Source organism: Faecalibacterium sp. I4-3-84 (assembly GCF_023347255.1).
GTDB lineage: Bacteria > Bacillota > Clostridia > Oscillospirales > Ruminococcaceae > Faecalibacterium > Faecalibacterium taiwanense.
Genome location: NZ_CP094466.1, coordinates 1,080,469 through 1,102,107, shown reverse-complemented (window position 1 = coordinate 1,102,107; position 21,639 = coordinate 1,080,469). Strand labels below are relative to the sequence as shown.

Below are 21,639 nucleotides of genomic sequence, written 5' to 3'. Positions count from 1 at the left end.
TTTCTGGCGTCACGGTAAACGCCCATAGCTGTAAAAATGTTCCTGCCAATATTTTGAGTTGAGGTTTGTGTAAGAGATAGGGTCGCCGCAGTGCAGCATGATGGAATTGCCTACATAGATACCGCAATGGCTCACGCCGGGGGTATCGTAGGTTCCCTTGAAAAACACAAGGTCGCCCGGTTTGACCTGCGCCGTCGAAACAGGAGTACAGAGGTTGTAAAGGCCCTGTGCGGTCTGGCGGCCCACGTTCCAGCCGGAGTGATTCAGCACCCACGAAATGTAGCCGCTGCAATCAAAGCTGGTGCTGGGCGAACTGCCGCCCCACACATACGGGTAGCCGATGTACTTCGTGGCTTCCTCCATCATGGCGGCAAACCTATCATCCTTTAATGCTTCCGGGGGAATATCGTAGTAGGTGGGCTGCTTGATGGTGGACGCATTGGGGTATTGCGCTTTACCAAACAAATCCGGCCGGTTGCCCAGCGTGCGCATATAGAGCGAATAGGCGCTGAGCTGTTCTTCGGTCAGTACTTCCACGGGCAGGTGGGATATATTCTTGTTCTTCAGCTTGACCGTGCAGATGTAGTATTCATACGGTTCTTGGTAGGTGATGACTTGCGGCACACCATACGGGCCAATAATGACCATCATTTTTGTACGGTAACGTATCTGCATGGTCACGGTCTCGGTCAGGATGTATTGCTTTTCAAAGAGCATTTCAAGTTCGCCCTGCACCTCGGCCAGTGTGAACACGCCGTCATGCAGCGCGGACAAAATCGAGATCAGCACATAGGGGTCATGCTCGATTTCATCCAGATAAAAATGATACTCGTCATAGTTGTGGGTGGCCTCGTAGGTGTCGAGATACCGTTGCAGCTTTTGTTCCAGCTTGGCATAAGCCTTCTCTGCACCCAGCATATCCTTGTCCTTGGAAAAATAAGAGGATGCCGTCACGCCGGTTCCAGCGGTGCCCGCCATCACGGCGCAGGACTGCAACCCCGTTATCAGGAGCAGAGCCAGCAGACCGAACACCGCCACGATCAGAATGGTTTTCCAGTTCCGGGCCGCAAATTCGGCTACCCGTTCGCCGCCCTCGGCCGCCAGCTTCGTTACCCGGAAACCGTTCTCTGCGGTGGCAGCTGCACCCTGCGCGGCGGCTTGTCCGGCCTGCCGTGCAGCTTTGGCATACTGCTGTTTGATACGCCGTTTCTGCCACATCCGGGAAATGGGGTTGCTGGCCGCCTGTGCAATTTGCGGATTGTCCCGCAAGGATTTCTGGTAAAAGTATTCTGCATTGGCAGACATGAACTGACGCTCTGCCTTTTCCACGGCCTTGTAGGGCTTCATCTTGTGGTGCCGGATGCCGCTGCGGATGACCTTGGCGGTCTGATGCTCCATCAGTTCTTCTCCCTTGTGGCCGCCCTCTACACCCACATTTTCGTGTTCGACCTCGTGGATTTTTCCGTGAGCGAACAGCAATGCTTCCGACAGCGGGCGGCTGGCCGGGTTTGGTTTCAGGCTGGGCGGGCCTTTGTCCTGCTGCTCAAACCGCAGGGTGGATTTTGCCTTGCCGCTGGCTGCATCGTAAACTTTTTCCTTGACCGGGACACGCTTCTTCGGCAGAGCGGCGCGGGCCGCATCCAGCTTGTCGGCCTTTGCTTCCGCCTTGTGGATGTACGGCTGCAACTCCGGGTCTGCCCGTTCGTCCTCGGTCAATTCCAAACGGGCAGCGGAACGGTGCAGACCATCTTCACTTTTGGCGGTGGCCGCTGTTTCTGCTGCCTTTTTCGCTTTCTTTTTATTTTTATGCCCGTCCTTGATGTCCTCGGCCCGTTCCAGAATTTTTTCGGCCTTGCCCTCGGCATCCGTGGAATAATCCTGTTCCGCTTCCCGGCAGGAAACATTCTCCACAGTGCCGTCCGCCTGATTTTCTACCACCAGACCGTCACGGGTCATGGTCTGGGTGACTTTGGCTTTTGCCTGCAATTCTTTCAAGGTTCTTCACCTCCCATCGGACAGCGGCCCGTTTCAATGTCCGCAATGTATTTGAGAATCGGGAACACCTGCGGCGGCGAAACTGCATTGCCCAGTGTTTTCATCCGCTTGCTGCGGTTCGGCACCTCTTCGGTCAGGCGCGGGATGTCGGCGGGTTCTTTAGCCCAAAGGGAATGTCCGTCCATTTGCGCGGGAAACCCATCAGCCACTCTACCCAGTCCGGGTTGAGGTAGGGCCTTTCCAGCGTGGTGGGGGTCATGCGGTAGACCACATGAGAGAGCCGCGCCGTCCATGCTTTGCCATCCTTGTTCATCTTGCGATAGCTGCCGTTCGCAGAGATTTGGATGTCCAACCCCTTGCCCACATCCCCGGTGTCGCTGGCAAGGGGTGTGGGAAGCAGCGGAGCCGATGATGAATACCCGTTTCCGTTCGTGCCACGCGCCAACGGCAGCAGCAGGTAATACGAAAACCCGAATATCGTAACCTGCCTGCTCCAAGTCAATGAGCGTTTTGTCGAGCCCCATACGGAGGAAGCCAGCAACATTTTCTCCAAGCACCCAACGGGGCTGCAATTCCCGGATGACCCGCAGCATTTCGGGCCAGAGGTAGCGTTCATCGTGAAAGCCGTGCTGCCGCCCTGCGGTGGAGAACGGCTGGCACGGGAAGCCGCCTGAAATGAGGGTGACGGTGCGAAGTCCTGCTTTTTCAAAGAAAGCCTCCTTTGTTACGGTGGTGATGTCCTGAAAACGGGGCACCTCCGGCCAGTGGCTTGCCAGCACAGCGGCGGGAAAGGCTGCCCACTCGCATTGACAGACCGAAGTAAAACCCGCCGCTTCTGCGGCAAGGTCAATGCCGCCGATGCCGGAAAACAAGCTGAAATGCGTTAAGCTCATAGCTCCACCACCTCGTTGAGCCGGGTGGTCATGATCTTATAGAGCTGTGTGTTTTTCGGGATGGGGTTGGAAAACGGAAGCACCACGTTTTCAAAAATCAGCAGTCCTTCGCCCGGTTCCGAATTGTCGATGTACTTCTGCTGGTCTGCGGAGAGGTTCAGCCGTTCCGAAAGGATTTTGCGGTCGCCGGATGCCTGATTCAGCAGCGTGATGAAGTCGCTGTTTTCCAGAATGTTCTCGATCTCCGGGGAAGAAAGAAGGTCCTTCACATTCTGGGTGGCGCCCGTGGGCACACCGCCCCATTTGCGGAAGCGTTTCCAAATCTCGGCACTGTACGCGGCGGTCTGTTCCTCTTTCAAGAGCAAGTGGAACTCGTCTGCAAAATACCATGTGGCGCGGCCCTGACTGCGGTTCTGGGTGACACGGCCCCATATCTGGTCTTGGATAATGAGCATCCCCAATTTTTTTAACTGCTTGCCTAACTCTTTGATGTCAAAGGCCACAAGCCGGTTGTGGATGTCCACATTCGTTTTGTGATTAAACACATTCAGCGAGCCGGACACATACAAGTCCAATGCCTGCGCTACCCGGTCCGCTTCCGGCAAGTGCTGGTCGAGCAGGGCTTGGTGGAGGTCAGACAAAATCGGCATATTCTCCGGGCAGGGGTTCGCCAGATAGGGACGGTAGATGGCTTTCACGGCACGGTCTATCACGGTGCGTTCAATCGCTTCCAGACCCGTTTTGCCGCCCATGACCAGTTCACAGAACGACAGCACAAAATCCGATTTCAGGGCAAGCGGACTATCATCCTCGGAGTAGTTGAGGTTGATGTCCAGAGGATTCACATAGTCCTTGCTGGTGGGCGAAAGTTTAATGACCTGCCCATGCAGCCGCTTGACCAGCGGATAATACTCGGCCTCTGGGTCTGAAATAAAAATATCGTCAGCAGTCGTTAAAAACACACTGACGATTTCGGACTTGCAGCTCATGGATTTGCCGCTGCCGGGCGTGCCCAGCTTCAAGCCGTTGGGACACCGGGCCTGCTTGCGGTCCAGCATGATCATGTTGTGGGATTTTGCGTTAATGCCGTAGTACATGGCCGCACCGCTCTGGAAAAGCTCCTGCGTCACAAAGGGCACGAATACCGCCACGTTGGAGGTGGTGAGGCTGCGCTGAATCTTTATCTGGTTGATGCCCAGCGGCAGGCTGGACACAAGGCCCTGTTCCTGCTGGTAGTCCAGCCGGACAAGGGAACAGTTGTATTTCTGGGCCACACCTGCGGCTTGGAACACATCGTTGCCCAGCTTTTGCTTGGTGTCGGCCACATTCAGCACTAAAAAAGTCAGCATGAAAAGCCGTTCGTTCCGGGTCTGCAATTTGTTCAGCAGCTTTTTGGCATCCTCGCCGTAGGTAGCAAGGTCGCTGGGGAGGATATCCATGTCGTACCCGGAGCGGACAGCCTTTTTCTGCTCCTGAATCTTCATGGCATCAAGGTCTGTGATCTTCCGCTTGATGGTTTTGATGGCCTCGGTCTGGTCGATGGCCTGCACATGGAGATTGACGAGAATCCCGCTTTCCGTTTTGAGGAAGTCGGCCAGCATTTCGTCCGAAAGTTCCGGCGCAAGGATTTGTAAAAAGCTCACAGCTCCATACTTGCCGCTCAAACCAAAGGTTTTAGCCGTACCGAAACAGAGGGAGGACGGGGCCACAAAATCCTTGGTGGACAGGCCGGAGGGTGCCAGCCAGTCCCAGTCAAAACGGAACGGTTCGCCGTCCGGGTGGAAGATGCCGTGCAGCACCTCCAAACGCGCCTGTCCGTCCATGACGTGCGCCACGCAGCCCATGGTCTTGAAATAGCCCAGCAGGTCAAGACCAATGCGGGTCAGTCGCGCCCGTGCGGTTTTTAGATTGTCTGCCTCGATGGTGAAGGTCAGGTACTTGGTTTTGACAATGCCGTTGTTTCCGCTGGCAAGCTGCTTTTGCAGGATGGCGGTGTACTCGGCGCGGATGTCGTCAAAATCATCCCCCTGCGGTGCGATCTCAAAACTTTTTGCGTACTGCACCGGGTCAACCTTGCGATTGAGAAACGAAAGCTGCACATGGATGGAGGCATCCACATAGTTGTACAGGTCGCACAGGTGTTCAAAGATGGCGGTCCTCGTTTCCGGCTGGGCCAGCTGATAGCTGATGTCCTCAAAGGCAATGCACTTGGAGAACGTGCGTCGGTCAATGCGGCACACACCGTCCGGGTAGATGGCCTCATACGGGATGGTGGCCTGTGCCGTGCGGGGCTTGCCGTCACCCTTGTACTTGCGGAGAACGGCATCAATTTCTTTTTTCTGGGCGCGGGTGAGCTTTTTGGGCTTTTCGGTTTCGCGGGGTATCGTTTTTCTGGACAATGGCCTTTACCTCCTGTTCCATTTGGTATTGCCGCACAAGGGCGGCGTAAGCATTGTTGGTCTGATAGGGCCTTTCCTTGGGACGAATAAAGCAGCACTGAATCATTTGCTGAATCACCACTTCAAGGGGTTGGCCGTGCCGCTCGAACAGAGCGAACAGCAGCCCCGGCAGCATGGCAAAAATCATCAGCAGGGCCGATGCACTGTTGGAAAGATAGTTCCGGGCCAAAAAATAAAGCGGTCCGCCCGTTAAAAGCGCACCGCCGAAGCAGACCAGCTGCCGCTTGGTCAGCCCGAATAAAACTTTGGATTTTACATGGGTCAAATCTTTGGGAACGGTCACATACGCCATTCAAACGCTCCTTTCTCAATGGGCACCGAACACCGACTTGCTGATGCTGCCGGTCTTGAACAGACAGAAACAGAGTAGCACGGTGTAGCCCATGCAGCCCCAGATGGCCCCGGCAATGTCCGCTGCACCCGAAATGTTGCGTATCAGCACCGCATAGATGCCCACGACAATCATAATCAGGAACGCTTGGAAACCCAGTGCCAGCAAAGACTTCAAGTAGTTCTGCCCGGTGCTGCGCCACTCGCTGCTGCCCATAGTCGCCAGCGGGATAGGCCCCAGTGCGGTCACAACGTAAATCTCAATCATGCGGCCGTAGGTCACAAGGAAGATGCAGATGGAAAGGATGTTCATGGTCAGGCCCACCACAAGGGTCTGGAACCACAGGCTGAGCAGACAGCCGATGGTCATGCTTTCCAGTTGAAATTCCAGTCCGGGTATCAGGCGGTCAAAGTGGATGGATGTTTCGCCAATGATAACGCCGGAACTTTGGTTGACAACGCTCTGGGTGGCATCGAACACACCCATAACGATATTCCATGTGTTGCTGACTATGAGGATGGCAAAGGCAGACTTGAAAATCCAGCGGAAGAACATGGAAGTATCGAAGTCGTGCATATTGTTCTTTTCGGTAATCATCTGGATAAGCTCATGGCACATCACAAGGGCAAGGATGGCCGCTGCAATGGGCAGCACCACCGTTTCGGAAAGACTGCGCAGCATATTGAAAATGCCGCTGTTCCATGCCTGCGGGGTAGAACCAACGTCCGAAGCGATTTCGCCCACCTTGGCGTTCACGTTGTCGAACAGGCCGGAGAGGTTGCCCGTGATGCCATCTATCAAAATGCCTTTTATCCATTTCTCGATGATCTCACTAATCAAGCAAAGATACCTCCTTTCCCGCGCCCTCCCATGTGAGCGGGAGAGCGCGGTGGGGTCTCAAAGGTGGATGTACGGATAAGTTGAGGTTAGCCCAGCAGCCCGGACAGCAGCGGGACAAGGGTCACGCCGATCAGGGCAACGCCGCCGCCCGCGACCAGCTGCTTCACGCCCTGGCTCTTTACTGATGTGTGATAAAGAAGTAATAGAAGTGTAAAAAATTTTGCCGTTCCTATCCGGCACTTGCGCATTGTGTCGGATAGGTCGGGCGGTTATTCGGGCAAGTCCACCTTGCCAACAAAAGAATAATAAATCTCAATGTCCTGTCTGCGGGTCTTGTTCTCGTCATAGCTGCACTCATGCACAACGATTTTCTCTACAAACTCCCGCAGCAGAGTAGGGGTAAGTTCTTCAAAGCTGGTATGCCGCCGGACAACATTCATAAACTTTTCTGCGTTCACGGTGGCTTCCTGTGCTTTGGAAAGCTCCGCTTGGATAGCGGCGGCTCTTTCTTTCAGCTCCCGTTGTTCTGCTTCATAGTCTGCCGACAGCTCTGTGAAACGCTCGTCTGATATGCGCCCGGTCACGCTGTCCTCATACAGCCGCTTGAAGATAGCGGATAACTCGGCTATGCGTTTCTCGGCGGCTTCCAGTTCCTTTTTCTTGGCGGCGTTCCTGCGCTTGCCCCCGTCCTCGTTCTGCTCAATCAAGAGCTTCATAAACCGGGCTTCATGCTTTGCCGCATAGCTTGTCACTTTCCGCAGATTGGAGAGTACACCAGCGGTCAAGAGGTCGGTGCGGATAAAGTGCGCCGTACAGTCATGGGTGCGCTTCTTGTAGTTGCCGCAGATATAACAGTCCTGCTTGCGCTTGTCCGTCTGGTATCGCTGCTGATACATGACACTGCCGCAGTCCGCACAGAACAGTATGCCGGAGAACAAGCCCACTTCATCATAGCGGTTGGGGCGTTTGCGCTGCTTGCGAAGTTCCTGCACCCGTTCCCATGTCTGGGTGTCTATGATAGGCTCGTGGTGGTTCTCGAAAATCACTTGCTTCTCCGGGGGATTTTCTACGCTGTGCTTGACTTTGTAAGAGAGCTTTTCTGTCTTGAAGTTTACCAGACAGCCTGTGTATTCCCGGTTTTCAAGGATATGCACAACGGTATTGGTCGCCCACTTGCACTCATAGCCGGGGTGGTAGCGGCGGGTGCTGCCCGTCCTGCGGTATTCCAGCGTCCCCGGCGTGGGGATCTGCTGCTCTGTGAGCATACGGGCTATCTTGGTCGGACCATTCCCGGCAAGGCAGAGGTTGTATATCTGCTTGACTACGGGTGCAGCTTCCTCGTCAATAATGAAATTTTCGTTCTCGTCCATGAGGTAGCCATACACAGGCTTGCTTGTGATGGGCTTGCCACTCATGCCTTTTGAGCGTTTTACTGCTTTGATTTTCTTGCTCGTATCTCTCACCAGCCATTCGTTAAAGATATTCCGCAGCGGGGCAAAGTCATTGTCGCCCTGTGCGCTGTCCACTCCGTCATTGATAGCGATGAAGCGGACACCTTTCTGTGGGAAAATCATTTCCGTGTACATTCCCACTTGCAGGTAGTTTCGCCCTAACCTCGACATATCCTTTACGATAACTGTCCCGACTTTTCCGGCTTCAATGTCCGCAAGCATGGCTTGAAAACCGGGTCTTTGAAAGTTCGCACCAGAATAACCGTCGTCCGTGTACCAGCGCAGATTGGAAAAGCCGTTCTGCTTTGCATAGGTTTCAAGAATACGCTTCTGATTGGAAATGGAATTGCTTTCGCCTTGCAGCTCGTCCTCATGGGAAAGTCTTGGGTAAAGGGCGGTAATTGGTTGTTGGTTGGTCTGTCTTAACATAAAATCCTCCGTTTCCGACAGCCAGCCCCACTATTCCGTACCTTGATTGTACCACATGGGGCGGCTGTCTGTATAGCGGCAAAAGCGTCAAATCTGCTTCTTTATGGTCGGTCAAATCGCCGTTTTTTGTGTAGCAGCTTCCGCTTCCAGCACTTTCATCATCTTGTCGGCTGCGGTGTCGGTTGCGCCCTGCTTGAAGAAGCCGGAAACGGTAAGGACGGAGTTGCCCATGCGGATTTCCGTTACACAGTCCGGGCGGCGGTCTGTTTTGGTGGTGCTTGTCTGTTTCGATTCTGTCATAGGCTCTCCTTTCGCTGCTTCATCAGCTGCTTTAAGCGTTCCAGCTTTTCCTGTGCGGTTTCCTTTCGGAAGTTGCTGCCCGTGAAGCGGACAGGGGCGCACATGGAAGTCAGCCTGTCATAGATACGGGCGTGGGGTGTGTCCTGCGGGTGCTGCAATTCCTCCAGCGTGAGGTTGGTCGTGGCGATCAGCGGCTTGCCGCTTCGGTAACGGCTGTCAATCACGCTGTAAACCTGTTCCAGCCCGTATTCTGTCCCTCGCTCCATACCGAAATCATCAAGTATCAGCAGGGGGTAGCTGCAAAGGCGGGAAATATATTCGTTCCTGCCCTCAAAGCTGGCAGCAAGGTCATTGAGTATCGTTGCAAAGTTTGTCATGCGAACGGCAACCTCTTTTTCCATAAGGGCGTTGGCGATACAGGCGGCAAGGTAGCTTTTTCCTGTCCCCACGCCTCCCCAAAACAGGTAGCCGATATTTTCAGCCTGCATGGTTTCCCAGCTCTCCACATAAAAGCGGGCGGTTTCGGTCTGTGGGTTTCTGCCGTTGTCATGCTCAAATGTCCAGTTCCGCATAGCGGGGTCGGCAAAGCCCCGGCGTTTCAAGTCCTCCACTGTTTCAAGGTGCTTCTGTCGGCTTTCGGCGGCTTGCTGCTTTTCACGGGCTGCCCGCTGGCAGTCGCAGTCTGTTGGGTGTCGGTCATGCCCTAACCATTGGGCGGTTTCTTTTGAAAAGTAGGCTTCTTTGGGCGTATGGCACTTGCCGCAGTATAAAAGCCCGTCCTCGCCTGTGTAGTCCTCCGCTTCGGCGGTAGTGGTTGTAATATCCGTAATCATAGCTTCAATCTCGTTTTTCATAAGCTCTCGCCCTCCTTACATGAATAATCGGGTATGCCCTGTTTCGGGGCAGCCTTGCCTTTGGCAGCGTCCTCCTGCGCCCACTTGTAAATGGTGGCTGCATGGCTCTGGTACTGCTTCCCGGTGGAAGCGATATGGCAGGAAAGCCGGTCAATATAATACTCCCACTTGTCGGGCAGCTCTGTTTTCAGCCCGGAAAGCTCTGTATCGGTCAGTATCACATTGTTGTATCTGCCATAAGCGGCGGGGGCGGGGTGTCCCGTTTCTCCCTCTCTCTCTTTTTCTATCTCTTTCTCTAACTCTATCTCTATCTCTGGTGGACGAATGTCGGACAAATGTCCGCCTTTTGTCCGGGGCGGTAAAAGTGCCTTGTTTTCCAGCCTTGCAGCCCGTTTTCTCTCGGCTTCGGTAGAGGACTGTCCTATCATCAGCTCAATATCGGTCATATAAAAAGCCCCGCTGTCAAGCTGCTCCACAAGCCCCAACTGCCGGAAAATCTCTAAAGCCCTTTCAACCGTCCCTATCTGGTGGCGGGTCAGTGTCGCTATCATCTGCGCTGTGTAGGGGATATGCTCGTCAAGCTGCAACTTCCCGCCGTTTTTCAGAGATTTTAAGTACAGCTTCAAGAGGATATTGGAATATAAAATCCCGTCTTTCATATCTTCCAGCAGCACAATGGAGTCGCTGTCAAAAAAATTCTCTTTCAGCTTGAGGTAGTAATACTTGCGGTTATCTGCCATTGTCCCTGTCCTCCTTTTTCCGGCGTTTGGAGTAGTAGCGGGGGCAAAGTATGATAACCGCCCGGAAGCTCTGCTTACAGCTATGGGTACAGCCCCGGCAGAGGTCGTTGTATGTGATACGGTCGCAGGTGGTATTCCCGACTTTTACTTGCCGCAGGAAAAAAGACCATTCCAGCCGCCGTTTCTTGCTCATTCTTGGCATGGGTGCGCTCCTTTCTGCCGTTTCCGCTGGTGTGGCGGTATCGACGGTAATTCTGTATCATCTCGGTATCATTTTCGGGGTTTTTCTGCCCTGTAAGCCCGTTAAAAAATCCTTTGGTATTGCGGGTAGAGTACGGGGCAGCCCCCTTGTTCTGTATGGGTTCGGGTACATTTTGGGGTGGTTTTTATCGTTCCTGTTCCTGCCTTTTCACAGGCTTGCGCTCCCGGCGTAAAATCTGGTCGATATTGCCCTTGACAGTCTGTAAGCGGCGGTATTCCTCCCGTTTTGCCCGGTAATCGTTGTAGCCGCTGTTTTTCTCTTTGATAAGGCTTTCAATCTCTGCTTGCAAGGCTTTATAGCCCGGCAGCTTGGAAATGCCGTTCTCCCTGAAATAACGGGCGGCTGCGTCTGCTATGATAAAGTCGCTTTCGTGCTTCTGTCGGTAGGCTGCTTTTGCTTTGGCGTTTTTCTGCTGTTTCAGCCCGTCCCGGACAGGGCGGGTCTTGGAATAGGCAAGTACCTGCCGTTGCAGCTCCTTTTTCCTGTTCAGCGTCTTTTCCACCTGCTTCAGCTCTGTAAGGCTTTCCTGCATGGCGGCATAGGCGGCAGAACAGGCTTCGTCCAGTTCCTCCGGGGAGGAAAAGCCGTACTGCTGGTAGGCGGTAACGGTAGCCGCCATCTGCTTTAGGTTGTGCTTTGCCGCCCAGCGGTCATAGCCCACGCCCTTGCCCTCGGCTCGCTTGGCTTCCCGGTCAACCATGCGCTGCAAGGTGTTGTCTGCCGGGGCGGTTTTTGCGGTTTTTTCCTCCTGCAAGCGTCCCTTTTGGGTATGTGGGTATTCCGGTATGGCTTTAGGCTTTTCGGCGGCTCTGTGGGCATTCTGCGTGAGCAGGGCAAGGACAGCAGCCTTGTCAAAATCGTCCCCCAGCTTCCGGGCTGTGATAGGCTTTGTTCTGTCCGGCGTGAGGTAGGAAAGCCGCCCCCGGCTCTCCTTGACGGTCACGCCCTCCCGCAGCAAAAGGGAAGAAAACTCGTCAAAGCTGGTAGCTTGGGAAAGTGCCTGCCGTATCGTCCGGCGCAGCTTCGCCTTGTCCGTTTCAAACTTGGTGGGCTTGGTCGGTTGTCCGGCGGCTTCTCTGGCGGCGTTCTCTTTATCAAGGGCAAGCTGCCCTTTCTTTGCCGCCCAGTATTCCCGTTCTGTTATCCGTTCCTTGCTGCCGTTCAAGAGGTCGATTTGGTAAAGCCCCTCCCGGTGGCACATCTCCATAACTTCACTCTTGAAATATTCCATAGCGGCGTTGGTACAGCGGTGCTTGCAGCCCTCCCGTGTGTCGGCTGGTCTGTCCATGTAGGGCAGAAGCGGGACTTCATAAATCCGCAGGGAGTTGAGGACGATATGCACATGGATATTCCCGCTGTGGTTATGCCCGTCCGGGTGGGTGCAGACAAGGGCCTGGTGTCCGGGGAAATGCTCGGCGCAGAACTTCTCGCCCAGCTCCTGCGCCCGATCAACGGTCAAGCCGTTGTCCGGGCCGTCCCGTGGGTCAAAGCTGATGATGTAGTGGTGGCTCTTTACGTCCTCCCGTTTCTGGTTCTTGCCGTAGCGGAGATTGGAGCGCATACAGGCAACGGCAAAATCCTCCCCGCCACAATTCAGAGAGGATATGCGGTAGTCTACCCTCGGTATGAGCCGCCCGTCTGCGTCAAGGGTGGGCTTCATGGTAAACTCGTCATGCTCGAATGTGAGGTATTTTTCAGCGTCCCCGTAGTTGGCATTTTTAGAGCTGATATGTTTGAGTATCGCCAACGGCTTCACCTACTTTCTGCAAGACTTCAAACTTCAAGGCGGCAAGGTCGGCGGCGGCTCCCCGCACTTCCTTTTCCAGCCCCCGGTAGGGGCTTCCGTATTCGTTCAGGCTCCGGGCAATCTGGTTTAAGTTGCCGCCGATTTTCCCGTACTCTGCCGTGAGCTTGGAGAGGGCGGCAAGCAGCCCGTCATTGACCGGGGAAACGGTGACAATGGGGCGTATGGTCGCTTTCCGTATGGCTTGCCGGATAAACTCGGACTGGCTGATTTCATAAGCCGCCAGCCGCCCGGTGAAGTCGGCGTATTCTTCATCGGTCATGCGGGTCTTTACCACATGACGGCGGTGGGGCGTATTGTATTTCTTTCGCATGGTCTGTGACCTCCTTTCTCGCCCGACAGGGCGCATAGCAGGGTTTGGGGAAGGCACTCCCCAACAAGATTCCCGCAGGGGCAAAAATAAGCGGAGAGCGAATTTTGGCACCTCGGTAGAATCTTGCTCTGAAAAACTCCGGCGTTCCCCGGCTCCCGTCCTTTCCGCTAACAAAACGTTTCAAAAGGGCTTTGCTACCCGCTATTCCGGCTTATCTTGAAAATTTTCCTTTCACTACCTACAACACCACGCAAAGCAAAATGGACGGAGATTTTTAGAATTTCCCCTCTATTCCCTACAACACCACGCAAGCCGGAATAGGCGGACAATGGCAGTATTTTTTTCTTTGATACCCTCTACGGATAAGTAAGGGATTTTGCCAACTGCGGCGGCTATTTTCCCTTTTGTTTTTTCATACTGGGGATTTTCAAAAATGCCAAACAGGAACGAAAAAAAGCAGCAAATCTGTTGAATAGATTTACTGCTTTCTGGTTGCCGGCGAAGCGGCGGTTATTCAGTTGTAGGCGGTAGGGCTATCTCCCAAAGCGGAACTTGAAAATAGCTGTGAGAAGCGTCTGGGTGATGTAGTCCTCTGTATCTTGGTCTACCCGTCCATTCACACGGGCGGCACATTGTATGCGGCGGCGGTAATACTGCAATACAGTTCCCACCGCTTCCGGCTCCCCGCTGGCGGCTTGGACGATTGTTTCATAGGGGAGAAGCCTATTATTTCTCATATGCCATTCCCTCCATTTCCGCTTGGAGCTGCCGTAGGGCTTTTCGGATATGGTAGCCCGCTGTGCTGCGGCTGCGCCCGTACTGTCTGCCAATTTCGTGCTGTGGAATACGCTTGAAAAAGGACAGGTAAATCATTTCCCGCTCCCGTTCGTCCAGCCGTGACAGGGCTTCCGCAAGTAAACCGCTGCTGAAAATGACCGTATCGCCGCAAAGGGTAAGTATGTATTCCTCGTCCGGCTCCGGGGCTTGGAAATATTCATCTGTCGTGCCTAAAGGGTAGTGCTTTTCGTCTGTGAGGTATTCAAGGGATATTTCTCTTTTGTGCTTCCTGCTCCGTGTCCTCGCTGCGTTGATCGTTGCATTTCGGATAACGACTTTGCAAAAGGCATGGAAAGTGTACTCGATATGTTCCCGATATTCTTCTGTACAGGTCATGGAAAATCCCCCTTTCCTCCCAAAAGGGCTGTGGCTGGTTAGTAGTTGCTTTTTATGATAGTAAGGGGCGGCAGCACTTTAGGCTGTCGCTCCTTGACTGCCTAACTGCAAAACCGGGCGGGGCTGTCAACGGCGGGCGAAGCCCGTTCATCTTGACCGTTGACTGGCTCGGCCGGGTTTGCTATTTATCCGGCAAACTTGAATTTATTTTAAGCTATCACGTTTTACCTTTTTAAGCCTTACTATCATTACCATAGGAATTTCTTTATTGTTTTTGAAACATTCTTCATAAAATCCATCAATGACAAATCCAGCTCTGAAACAAAGGTTAAAAATATCTTGTATGGAACGATGATAATAAATCTGCTCCTCCGGCTGCCCTTCGATCGCTATATCATAGTAACTGTGCGGTGTCATATATTTTTCAGTCAATGTGATAAAACAAGGGTGCTGCGTTGCAAAGACAAAAATCCCGTTTTCCTCCAATAGTTCATAAACAGCCATAAAAAGTGGTTCAATATCCGTAATATCCATAATTGCCATATTAGAAACTGCTTTCGTAAAGGCTCGATTTCTTTTTAATTCTAATATACTTTTTCTATCGGTCGCATCCGCCACACAAAATTCAATTTGTTTTGCATATTGTGATTGCCGTCTTTTAGCCAATTCTATCATTTTTTTGCTGTAATCAAAAGCGACAACCGAAGCGCCTCTTTGTGCAAGATACGAAGAATAATTTCCATTGCCACACGCAATATCCAAAATGTAATCCGCAGGATTAGGAGATAGAAGTTCCGTTACTTTGGGACGCACTACCTCTCTGTGAAATTCATTAGATTCGTCACCCATTGCATTATCCCAAAATTGTGCGTTCTCCTCCCAGATTTTTTTACTTTCCTCTGTTCCCATGTTCTCTCCCACTCCCCAAATTTGCTTTTTTGCTTCCATTAAATCTTCCTTACTATATTCCATTGTTACCCTCCATAACTTCTGATTGTTGCCGTCTTGACGATTATGTATCTTTACATTACCTTCTGAAACATATGGCGCACCTTGTCCAGGCGGCTGTTTGGACGGCGGGGCTGGATGACCGGCTGACCGACAGCGGCCTGATATCCTTTCAGCTCTGTAAGGCATACGCTCCGCCCGTTGGTGTAAAAGGCCAGATCAGTACGGTATGCCTGTATACAGCGGGCGGGAATCTCGCCAGTAAAGACAACTTCATCCTTTTTTACCTGGGCCGTTTCGATGGTGGCACAGTATTTCGGTGCATCATGATAAGCCCTGGAAAGGTATTCCTGGGGCGCATAGAGGATGAAGGAGAGATAAGGTTCCAGCAGCTGCGTCCCCGATTCCTTCAATGCCTGTTCCAATACAATCGGGGCCAATGAGCGGAAGTCCGCCGGCGTGCTGACCGGACTGTAATAAAGCCCGTATTCAAAGCAAATCTTACAGTCCGTTACGTTCCAGCCGAACAAGCCCTGCTCCAGCCCGTAACGGATACCATCCCTGACAGCGTTTTGAAAACTCTGGTTCAAGTATCCCAGCGAAACCCGGCTCTCGTATTGTACACCGGAGCCAAGCGAGAGTGGTGTAACAGACAGTCCTATGGATGCCCAAAACGGGTTGGGCGGCACCTCGATATGGATGGTGTGGCTGGCTGCTTTGAGCGGCCGCTCCATATAAATGACGGAGGGTTCCTTTACCACTGTTTCAAGCTTGTATTTTTCCGACAGCAAAGCGGAAACAACCTCCAACTGCACCCGGCCCAAAAAAGAAAGAATGATCTCATGGGTGATGGAATCCACTTCGCAACGCAAAAGCGGGTCAGTATCCGCAAGTTGCGTAAGAGCGTCCAGCAGCCGTTCTCTTTGCGCTGCCGTTTTCGGCGCAATCGTCGTCCGCAGCATGGGGAGGGGGTCCTCGCGCCACCTTTTACGAGGGAGCCGGGTTTGGTCCCCTAATACATCGTTTAACCTCACGCTGTCGCTGGGAAGGATAACAATTTCACCCTGATAAGCGGTGTCTGTCCGAACAATTTCCCCTTTGGATGGAATACGCATCTCTGTGATTTTCAGCTTTTCTCTCCCGGCCAGGGCCACCGTATCCCGCAGGCGCAGCGTTCCGCTGTATAACCGTAGATAGACACGCCGCTGGCCGCAATCGGTGTACTCAACCTTGAAAACGCTGCCGCATAGGGCGGCGCCCCCCTGTTCCCCAATCGGTTGGAACAGCCCTGTCACCGCATCCATCAACGGTTGAATGCCAAGGCCATTTTTGGCGCTGCCATGATAGACTGGGAACAGGGAGGCGTCTTGAACCCGCTGCTGTTCCTCCCGCGCAAGTTTTTCCCGGCTGATTGGTTCTCCTGCGATATACTTTTCCAATAATTCATCGTTATTTTCGATGACCGCATCCCATGCTTCTATGTCGGTATTTTCCTCCAGGACTATTTCCGGGGACAGCGACACCGTCTGCTTGATGATAATATCGGCGGAGAGCTTATCCCGAACAGACTGAACCACGCTCTGCAAATCAACGCCAGCCTGGTCGATCTTGTTGATAAAGATAACGGTGGGAATGTTCATTTTCCGCAGGGCATGGAACAGAATACGGGTCTGGGCCTGCACGCCATCTTTAGCGGAGATCACCAAGATGGCCCCATCTAAAACAGCCAAAGAGCGGTACACCTCCGCCAAAAAATCCATGTGGCCGGGCGTATCCACAATGTTAACTTTACATCTGTGCCACTGGAAGGAAGTGACTGCCGCTTGAATGGTAATCCCACGCTGCCGCTCCAAAAACATGGTGTCCGTCCTCGTTGTCCCTTTTTCGACGCTCCCCGGTTCTGAAATGGCTCCGCTGGCATATAGCAGGCTCTCCGTCAAGGTCGTCTTTCCAGCGTCTACATGGGCAAGAATTCCAATATTGATTATTTTCATGTGATTGTCCTCCCTTTACAGCCCCAAAGGGCATAAAAATCCCCAGCAGTAAAATACTTTTACCACTGGGGATTATAAGTTGCGGACATACACATATACAGCATACACCTGTTTGTGATTGCTGTTTTTGGGGATATGTCAAAATTGATAAGGCAAAAGTATTCTTAAATTGGGTACAAAAAACTAAGCCCCTACAAAAGGAGCTATCATAATCCTTTGTTCCCACTATTTGATTATAGTTTTATTTAAGAATACCTTGCCGCATATTTTTTACTCCTTTTCTGGATTAAATCATTGTATCACATCAGTTTTAGGAAAGCAAGTACCTAAAAGAAATTTTTCTTCCCCTTATATGTAACAATCATACCGGCTTCCTAGCGTTCAGAATGTTTTCTGCTGTCTGCTGTGGTGTTTGGTTGGAATTGTCCAACCAAAAGCCGATCCGTGGTGTTGTCTGCATTTTACTAAATACAAATTCAATGTATACAGAAAGATATAAGGAGTGGGAGGGATTCCGCCGTAGTTGGCATTGTAGGAAAATCCAAAAGTTTAGATTTTCCCACAATGCTTATCTTTTGGTCTTTGGTTCGGAATAGTGTAGTGCTGGCGGTCTATCTCTTGTTTTCGGTTGCTTGCTTCCTTACCGTACATGAGCATTGCTGCCGGGGTTATCCTGTCCATAGCCCTCCAACAGGTTGATGCCACCCCAGACACACAGGGCACCGCCCAGACCGACCACAATCGTCTGCAAAGTATCAACTGCGCTGTTGAAAAATTCCATAAGGTCCTCACTTTCTGCCGCTTGTTCTGCGGCACTCAAAAATTTTTTCAAAAAATGCCGCCTCATTCGGCGGCTGCATCTTCATCCGACAGGTCGATTTCGTACAGGTCAAAACTTTCGTCCTGTGCGACTACCTGCTGCCGTTTCCGGCGCAGGGTGGATAAGAACCTGTCCACCTCAAAGGTATTCTTTTTGTCCGCGTCCGCAAGGTACTTGTAGTGCGGGTGCTTTGTAATGTCGAACTTCTCCGAGAAGAACGGCCTCACGCCCCGCAGCTGCAAAATGCACCTGCCGCCGTCCATGATTGCGATTTCGTCCTCTGACATCAACGCCTTTCCTAATTTTTGATAGTTCAGTCCGTGGGAGGTTTGAGAACCCCGGTTCTCGCTGGTGTTGAAACTGTCGATGGTCTCTTTCCCCAGCGCATCGGAGATCTCTTTGGCATTCTTACCCCGCCCACTCAAAAAGAGAACAGAATCGCAGTTGTCCGAAATGATTTCGGCCGCATCCTTGTAGATGGCTTTTAGCTGCGACTGGCTCTGCAAAATGATGGATGCCGAGATTTCCCGGCTGCGGATGGTGGCGATCAGCTTGTCGAAGTTGGGAATCTGCCCAATGTTGGCGAACTCGTCCAGAATCAGCCGTACATGGACAGGCAGTCGGCCACCGTATTTATCATCCGCACGGTCACACAGCAGGTTGATAAGCTGGCTTTGAAGCATGGCAAGAATGAAGTTGAAGGTGGTGTCCGTGTCGCTCATAATCAGGAACAATACCGTCTTTTCATCCCCGATGGTGTCCAGTTCCATTTCATCGTCCTCCATCAGCTCCCGCACCTCCCGGATGTCAAATGGGGCTAAACGGGCACCACAGCTTATCAGGATGGAGGAACGGGTCTTGCCGGCCGACAGCAAAAACTTTTTGTACTGCCGGACGGCGAAGTGGTCCGGGTCTTTCTGTTCCAGCCGTTCAAACATGAGGTCCACCGGGCTTTGAAAGTCCGGGTCATCCTCGCGGGCTTCACTGGCGTTTATCATTTCCAGCAGGGTGGTGAAGTTCATTTCCTCTGCCGGGGCCTCGTACCAGATGTAGCCAATGAGTGCGGTGTAGAACAGCCGTTCCGACTTCACCCAAAAATCTTCTGCTGATTTTTCACCCTCGCCTTTGGTGTTAGCGATAAGGGTATTCACTAGCTTCAGCACGTCTTTTTCCGAGTGGATGTAGACAAAGGGGTTGTACTTCATGGACTTGGAAAAGTTTATCGTGTTCAGGATTTTCACCCGGTAGCCTGCCCGCTGGAACATTTGGCCCGTTTCCAGAACCAGTGTGCCTTTTGGGTCTGTGACCACGAATGAGGTGGGATAGTCGGAAGTGGGGAAACATTGCATGAGGTTGGGCTTCACATAGAAGCGGGTCTTGCCGCTGCCGGAGCCGCCGATCACAAGCACATTTTTATTCCGGGCTGTTTTGGGGTCTTTGGGCCGCCCAGTCATGGTCAGGCGTTCGGTCTGGGTCAGCAGGATGTTGTTTTCAAACTTGAGGTCGATGTACGGGGCAATGTCTTTAGCGGTGCCCCACCGGGCAGAACCGTATTCCTCGCCCTTGCGGTACTTCTTGGCGTTCTTGCCCTTGCTGTACACGATGAGCCGGACAGCCACCGCCCCGGCAACGCCCACGCACAGGTCAAACAGATGCAGGCTGGGCAGCGGGCTTGCAAAGGCGACAGAGATGCCGTTCGTCAGGTGGAGCAGCTTTGCCGAAGCATCCACGCCCGCCGCCAGACGGTACGCCTGCCCGCATTTGGCGAACAGGTACACGAACAGCAGATACGGTAGATTCAGCACCAGCAGCTTTTTCCATTCAGGCTTCATCGTTCCAGCCCCCTTTGCTTGATTTTTTCTTTGGCGCGTTTCGGCTGCTGGGCCGCTTTCTGCTTGGCTGCGGTCAGCACCTTGCGGATGGAGGGCCGCTGCTCCTTAGTGAGCGTTTTGGCCGTGAACTCCCGGAACGCCTGTTCCAGATTATCCGCATCCTTGGCCTTGAAGATCACGATGTAGTGGGGCGGCTGGGTGGTCTTGTCCTTGCGTAAGGTGAAGTCCACGCCGTACTTCTTGGCGCAGGGCTTGAACGTCCCGATGTTCGCCTCCGTGACTTCAATGTTGGTCAGGGCCGCGCCGTGGGCTTTCAGCTGTTTCAGGCTTTGCTTGCCGTGGTGCAGCTTTGGCCCCTTGGCCCGGTGCTGCAAATATTTTTTCAGGGCAGCTTGCAACGCTTGGGCGGTGAGCTTGCCCGTTTTCATGGACAGGGCAATAGTTTTCTGGGTGACTTCTTCCTGCAAGATGAATCCCTCCTTGTTGCAGAAAATTCAGAGCGGCAGCTAGGGTGGAACCACCAGCCGCCGCAGGTAAAGTGTTCTCATGGATGGGTACTCCTTTCGGTCAGGTGTTGGGCGGGCGGCCCCAATCGGGCTGCGCCATATCGTGCGCCACAAGGGACGCATAGTAGCTGTTGATGGTGCTGGGGGCGTTGAACAGCATGGCCCGCAGGTATTGCTTGATGTTGCGGACTTTGGTGGTGTTGTCCCGCAGGCAGTCCATGACGAACTCGATGTGATGGCTGTCCAGTTTCAGGAACTTGGCCTTGACCAACTCTGCCGGGTAATCGTCCCCGGCCACCCGGATGGACTTGCGGGAAGTGCAGACCGTTTCCAGCAGGATGTCCACGATCTCGTCCAGCTGTTCCCGGTCTATCCGGGGATTCTGGATGAGGGTGTCATACTCGATGTTCTCCAAAATCAGGTCCCGGTAGATTTGATAGGCCGTTTCCTTTCGGCTTCCTGTCCGTTCCGGCGGCGGTGCCGCTGCCTCGTCCTCGTCCAAAGGCAAGGGGTTTGGGGAATGGATAGGAATGGAATCGGTATTTAATCCCTCTTTCTTTTGTTTTTCTGTAATTAGTTTATCTTTATTTAATTGCATTGGATTTTCCAACGTAGGGTTTTCCTGCGTGGGATTCTCCAACGTTGGATTTTCCAATGTAGGTGAAACCGATGCAGGAACGGGCTGCGGCAGCTCGAAAATCACATAGTCTGCACCACGCAGCCGCCCTTTCTCGTCCCGTTCTCTGGAACGCTGGATGTAGCCCGCCTGTTCCAGTTCCCGGATGGCCTGCCGTATCGCGTCAATGCTTTCCCGGTTGATACGGGCTAGCCCTTGCAGGGTGTAGTCCCAATCTTCCGGCAGGGAGAGCATTTGGGAGAGTAAGCCTTTGGCTTTCAGGGACAAGGCTCGGTTCCGCAGGTGATGGTTCGACATGACCGTGTAGCCGCTGTTCTTTTCTACACGAAAAACTGCCATTTCACGGATGCCTCCTTTCGTTGTAAACAAAAAAGCAGCGTTCATTTGCTCCCGGTGATGGGAGAAGTGAACGCTGCGCGTACTTGATAATTTTTAGGTTGTGTGGTATATAAAAGGCAACTGGATTTCAAACACAGCTACCCATCGGGGTGCGATACAAGCAAGTTGCTATCCGATGACCTTGAAAACGAATTGTACTACGATGGTTTTTGAAAAGTTCTGTATCACTACTCGCACCAAACCATGAAAATCCGAACCTTTTCTCGATAGGAGAAGGGTTCGGATTTTTTGTTTTCTTCGGAAATGAAAATTCAGGCTCTTCCCTGACGGCCGTGTGTCCGAAACCTTATCAAAAGAAAGACCGTATCACGAAGGTCACAACTGTAAAGGTGCCGTAAGGTAGAAAGGACACGAGTATGAAGTACGATGAAAGAACCTGCAAATTCAACATGGACACCGGCTGCGTGGAGCTGCTGCTCCGGGATGGAAGAAAAATTTCCATCGACTGCACCGGGGTCGAGGATGCGTTGGATGTGACCATGGCGCAGAGGTCGGAGTTGGATTACCTCATCTACAATGATCCGCTGAGCTACGCGGATTTGATTCTGAATGGTAACCCGGAGGAATATTTGAAGAATGTGGTCGGAGGTCATGGATCAGAGGATTTATCGTTTAGAGATTAACTCGATATAAGGAACAAGCCCACAGGTCTGCCGTAT

General features: G+C 52.6%; 21 protein-coding genes and 1 pseudogene. 1 reads left to right on the top strand and 21 read right to left on the bottom strand.

Features of this window, described 5'->3' with window-relative positions:
- Positions 1-9: 9 nt before the first annotated feature.
- From MTP41_RS05475 to MTP41_RS05375, 21 genes and pseudogenes are all read right to left on the bottom strand, one after another.
- The gene (locus tag MTP41_RS05475) at positions 10-1,995 is read right to left on the bottom strand and encodes a C40 family peptidase (RefSeq protein ID WP_249236380.1); all 1,986 of its coding nucleotides are present in this window, start codon (positions 1,993-1,995) and stop codon (positions 10-12) included.
- Positions 1,992-2,888: a DNA cytosine methyltransferase gene (locus MTP41_RS05470; RefSeq protein WP_249236379.1), complete on the bottom strand. Its 897-nt coding sequence runs from the start codon at positions 2,886-2,888 to the stop codon at positions 1,992-1,994. The genes MTP41_RS05475 and MTP41_RS05470 overlap by 4 nt, the downstream gene beginning before the upstream one ends.
- Entirely contained in the window at positions 2,885-5,287 is a 2,403-nt protein-coding gene (locus tag MTP41_RS05465; protein ID WP_249236378.1) for a VirB4-like conjugal transfer ATPase, CD1110 family, read from the bottom strand. Before MTP41_RS05465 ends, MTP41_RS05470 begins: the two co-directional genes overlap by 4 nt.
- Positions 5,214-5,639 (bottom strand): PrgI family protein, encoded by a 426-nt coding sequence (locus MTP41_RS05460; protein ID WP_238078500.1) that lies wholly within the window; start codon positions 5,637-5,639, stop codon positions 5,214-5,216. Before MTP41_RS05460 ends, MTP41_RS05465 begins: the two co-directional genes overlap by 74 nt.
- A 15-nt stretch (positions 5,640-5,654) precedes the next feature.
- A complete protein-coding gene (locus MTP41_RS05455; protein WP_249236377.1) occupies positions 5,655-6,518 on the bottom strand; it encodes a VirB6/TrbL-like conjugal transfer protein, CD1112 family in 864 nt (287 codons plus the stop codon).
- Positions 6,519-6,604: 86 nt separating this feature from the next.
- Positions 6,605-6,697, bottom strand: a pseudogene (locus MTP41_RS15705) (Maff2 family mobile element protein); the annotation flags it as partial.
- Between the two features lie 90 nt (positions 6,698-6,787).
- Positions 6,788-8,398, bottom strand: coding sequence for a recombinase family protein (locus tag MTP41_RS05445; RefSeq protein WP_120021089.1), 1,611 nt, complete (start codon positions 8,396-8,398; stop codon positions 6,788-6,790).
- 111 nt (positions 8,399-8,509) lie between these two features.
- Positions 8,510-8,698 (bottom strand): transposon-encoded TnpW family protein, encoded by a 189-nt coding sequence (locus MTP41_RS05440; protein ID WP_249236375.1) that lies wholly within the window; start codon positions 8,696-8,698, stop codon positions 8,510-8,512.
- Positions 8,695-9,552: an ATP-binding protein gene (locus tag MTP41_RS05435; protein WP_098924872.1), complete on the bottom strand. Its 858-nt coding sequence runs from the start codon at positions 9,550-9,552 to the stop codon at positions 8,695-8,697. The genes MTP41_RS05440 and MTP41_RS05435 overlap by 4 nt, the downstream gene beginning before the upstream one ends.
- Positions 9,549-10,292 (bottom strand): phage replisome organizer N-terminal domain-containing protein, encoded by a 744-nt coding sequence (locus MTP41_RS05430; RefSeq protein ID WP_109215853.1) that lies wholly within the window; start codon positions 10,290-10,292, stop codon positions 9,549-9,551. Before MTP41_RS05430 ends, MTP41_RS05435 begins: the two co-directional genes overlap by 4 nt.
- Positions 10,282-10,494, bottom strand: a complete 213-nt coding sequence (locus MTP41_RS05425) for a hypothetical protein (RefSeq protein ID WP_005927784.1) — start codon at positions 10,492-10,494, stop codon at positions 10,282-10,284. Before MTP41_RS05425 ends, MTP41_RS05430 begins: the two co-directional genes overlap by 11 nt.
- A gap of 184 nt (positions 10,495-10,678) precedes the next feature.
- Complete coding sequence (locus MTP41_RS05420) at positions 10,679-12,301, bottom strand: relaxase/mobilization nuclease domain-containing protein (RefSeq protein WP_249236374.1); 1,623 nt, start codon at positions 12,299-12,301, stop codon at positions 10,679-10,681.
- Complete coding sequence (locus tag MTP41_RS05415; RefSeq protein WP_002602094.1) at positions 12,273-12,671, bottom strand: plasmid mobilization protein; 399 nt, start codon at positions 12,669-12,671, stop codon at positions 12,273-12,275. Before MTP41_RS05415 ends, MTP41_RS05420 begins: the two co-directional genes overlap by 29 nt.
- 533 nt (positions 12,672-13,204) lie before the next feature.
- The gene (locus tag MTP41_RS05410; protein ID WP_002602095.1) at positions 13,205-13,408 is read right to left on the bottom strand and encodes a helix-turn-helix domain-containing protein; all 204 of its coding nucleotides are present in this window, start codon (positions 13,406-13,408) and stop codon (positions 13,205-13,207) included.
- Positions 13,398-13,844 carry an RNA polymerase sigma factor gene (locus MTP41_RS05405; protein WP_002602096.1) on the bottom strand — a complete coding sequence of 149 codons (447 nt, stop codon included), beginning with the start codon at positions 13,842-13,844 and terminating at the stop codon, positions 13,398-13,400. The genes MTP41_RS05410 and MTP41_RS05405 overlap by 11 nt, the downstream gene beginning before the upstream one ends.
- 204 nt (positions 13,845-14,048) lie before the next feature.
- Complete coding sequence (locus MTP41_RS05400) at positions 14,049-14,816, bottom strand: class I SAM-dependent methyltransferase (protein ID WP_249236373.1); 768 nt, start codon at positions 14,814-14,816, stop codon at positions 14,049-14,051.
- Between the two features lie 50 nt (positions 14,817-14,866).
- A complete protein-coding gene (gene tet(W), locus MTP41_RS05395; protein WP_002586627.1) occupies positions 14,867-16,786 on the bottom strand; it encodes a tetracycline resistance ribosomal protection protein Tet(W) in 1,920 nt (639 codons plus the stop codon).
- Between the two features lie 640 nt (positions 16,787-17,426).
- On the bottom strand, positions 17,427-17,567 hold the full coding sequence (locus MTP41_RS05390) for a Maff2 family mobile element protein (protein WP_044960906.1): 141 nt from the start codon (positions 17,565-17,567) through the stop codon (positions 17,427-17,429).
- 62 nt (positions 17,568-17,629) lie between these two features.
- Complete coding sequence (locus tag MTP41_RS05385; RefSeq protein ID WP_217285417.1) at positions 17,630-19,438, bottom strand: VirD4-like conjugal transfer protein, CD1115 family; 1,809 nt, start codon at positions 19,436-19,438, stop codon at positions 17,630-17,632.
- A complete protein-coding gene (locus MTP41_RS05380) occupies positions 19,435-19,905 on the bottom strand; it encodes a PcfB family protein (protein WP_249236372.1) in 471 nt (156 codons plus the stop codon). Before MTP41_RS05380 ends, MTP41_RS05385 begins: the two co-directional genes overlap by 4 nt.
- A 100-nt stretch (positions 19,906-20,005) precedes the next feature.
- Positions 20,006-20,920 (bottom strand): DUF6017 domain-containing protein, encoded by a 915-nt coding sequence (locus tag MTP41_RS05375; RefSeq protein WP_242889605.1) that lies wholly within the window; start codon positions 20,918-20,920, stop codon positions 20,006-20,008.
- A gap of 416 nt (positions 20,921-21,336) precedes the next feature.
- Here MTP41_RS05375 and MTP41_RS05370 point away from each other — a divergent pair, with 416 nt between their 5' ends.
- Complete coding sequence (locus MTP41_RS05370) at positions 21,337-21,603, top strand: DUF6061 family protein (RefSeq protein ID WP_097778407.1); 267 nt, start codon at positions 21,337-21,339, stop codon at positions 21,601-21,603.
- Positions 21,604-21,639 lie beyond the last annotated feature (36 nt).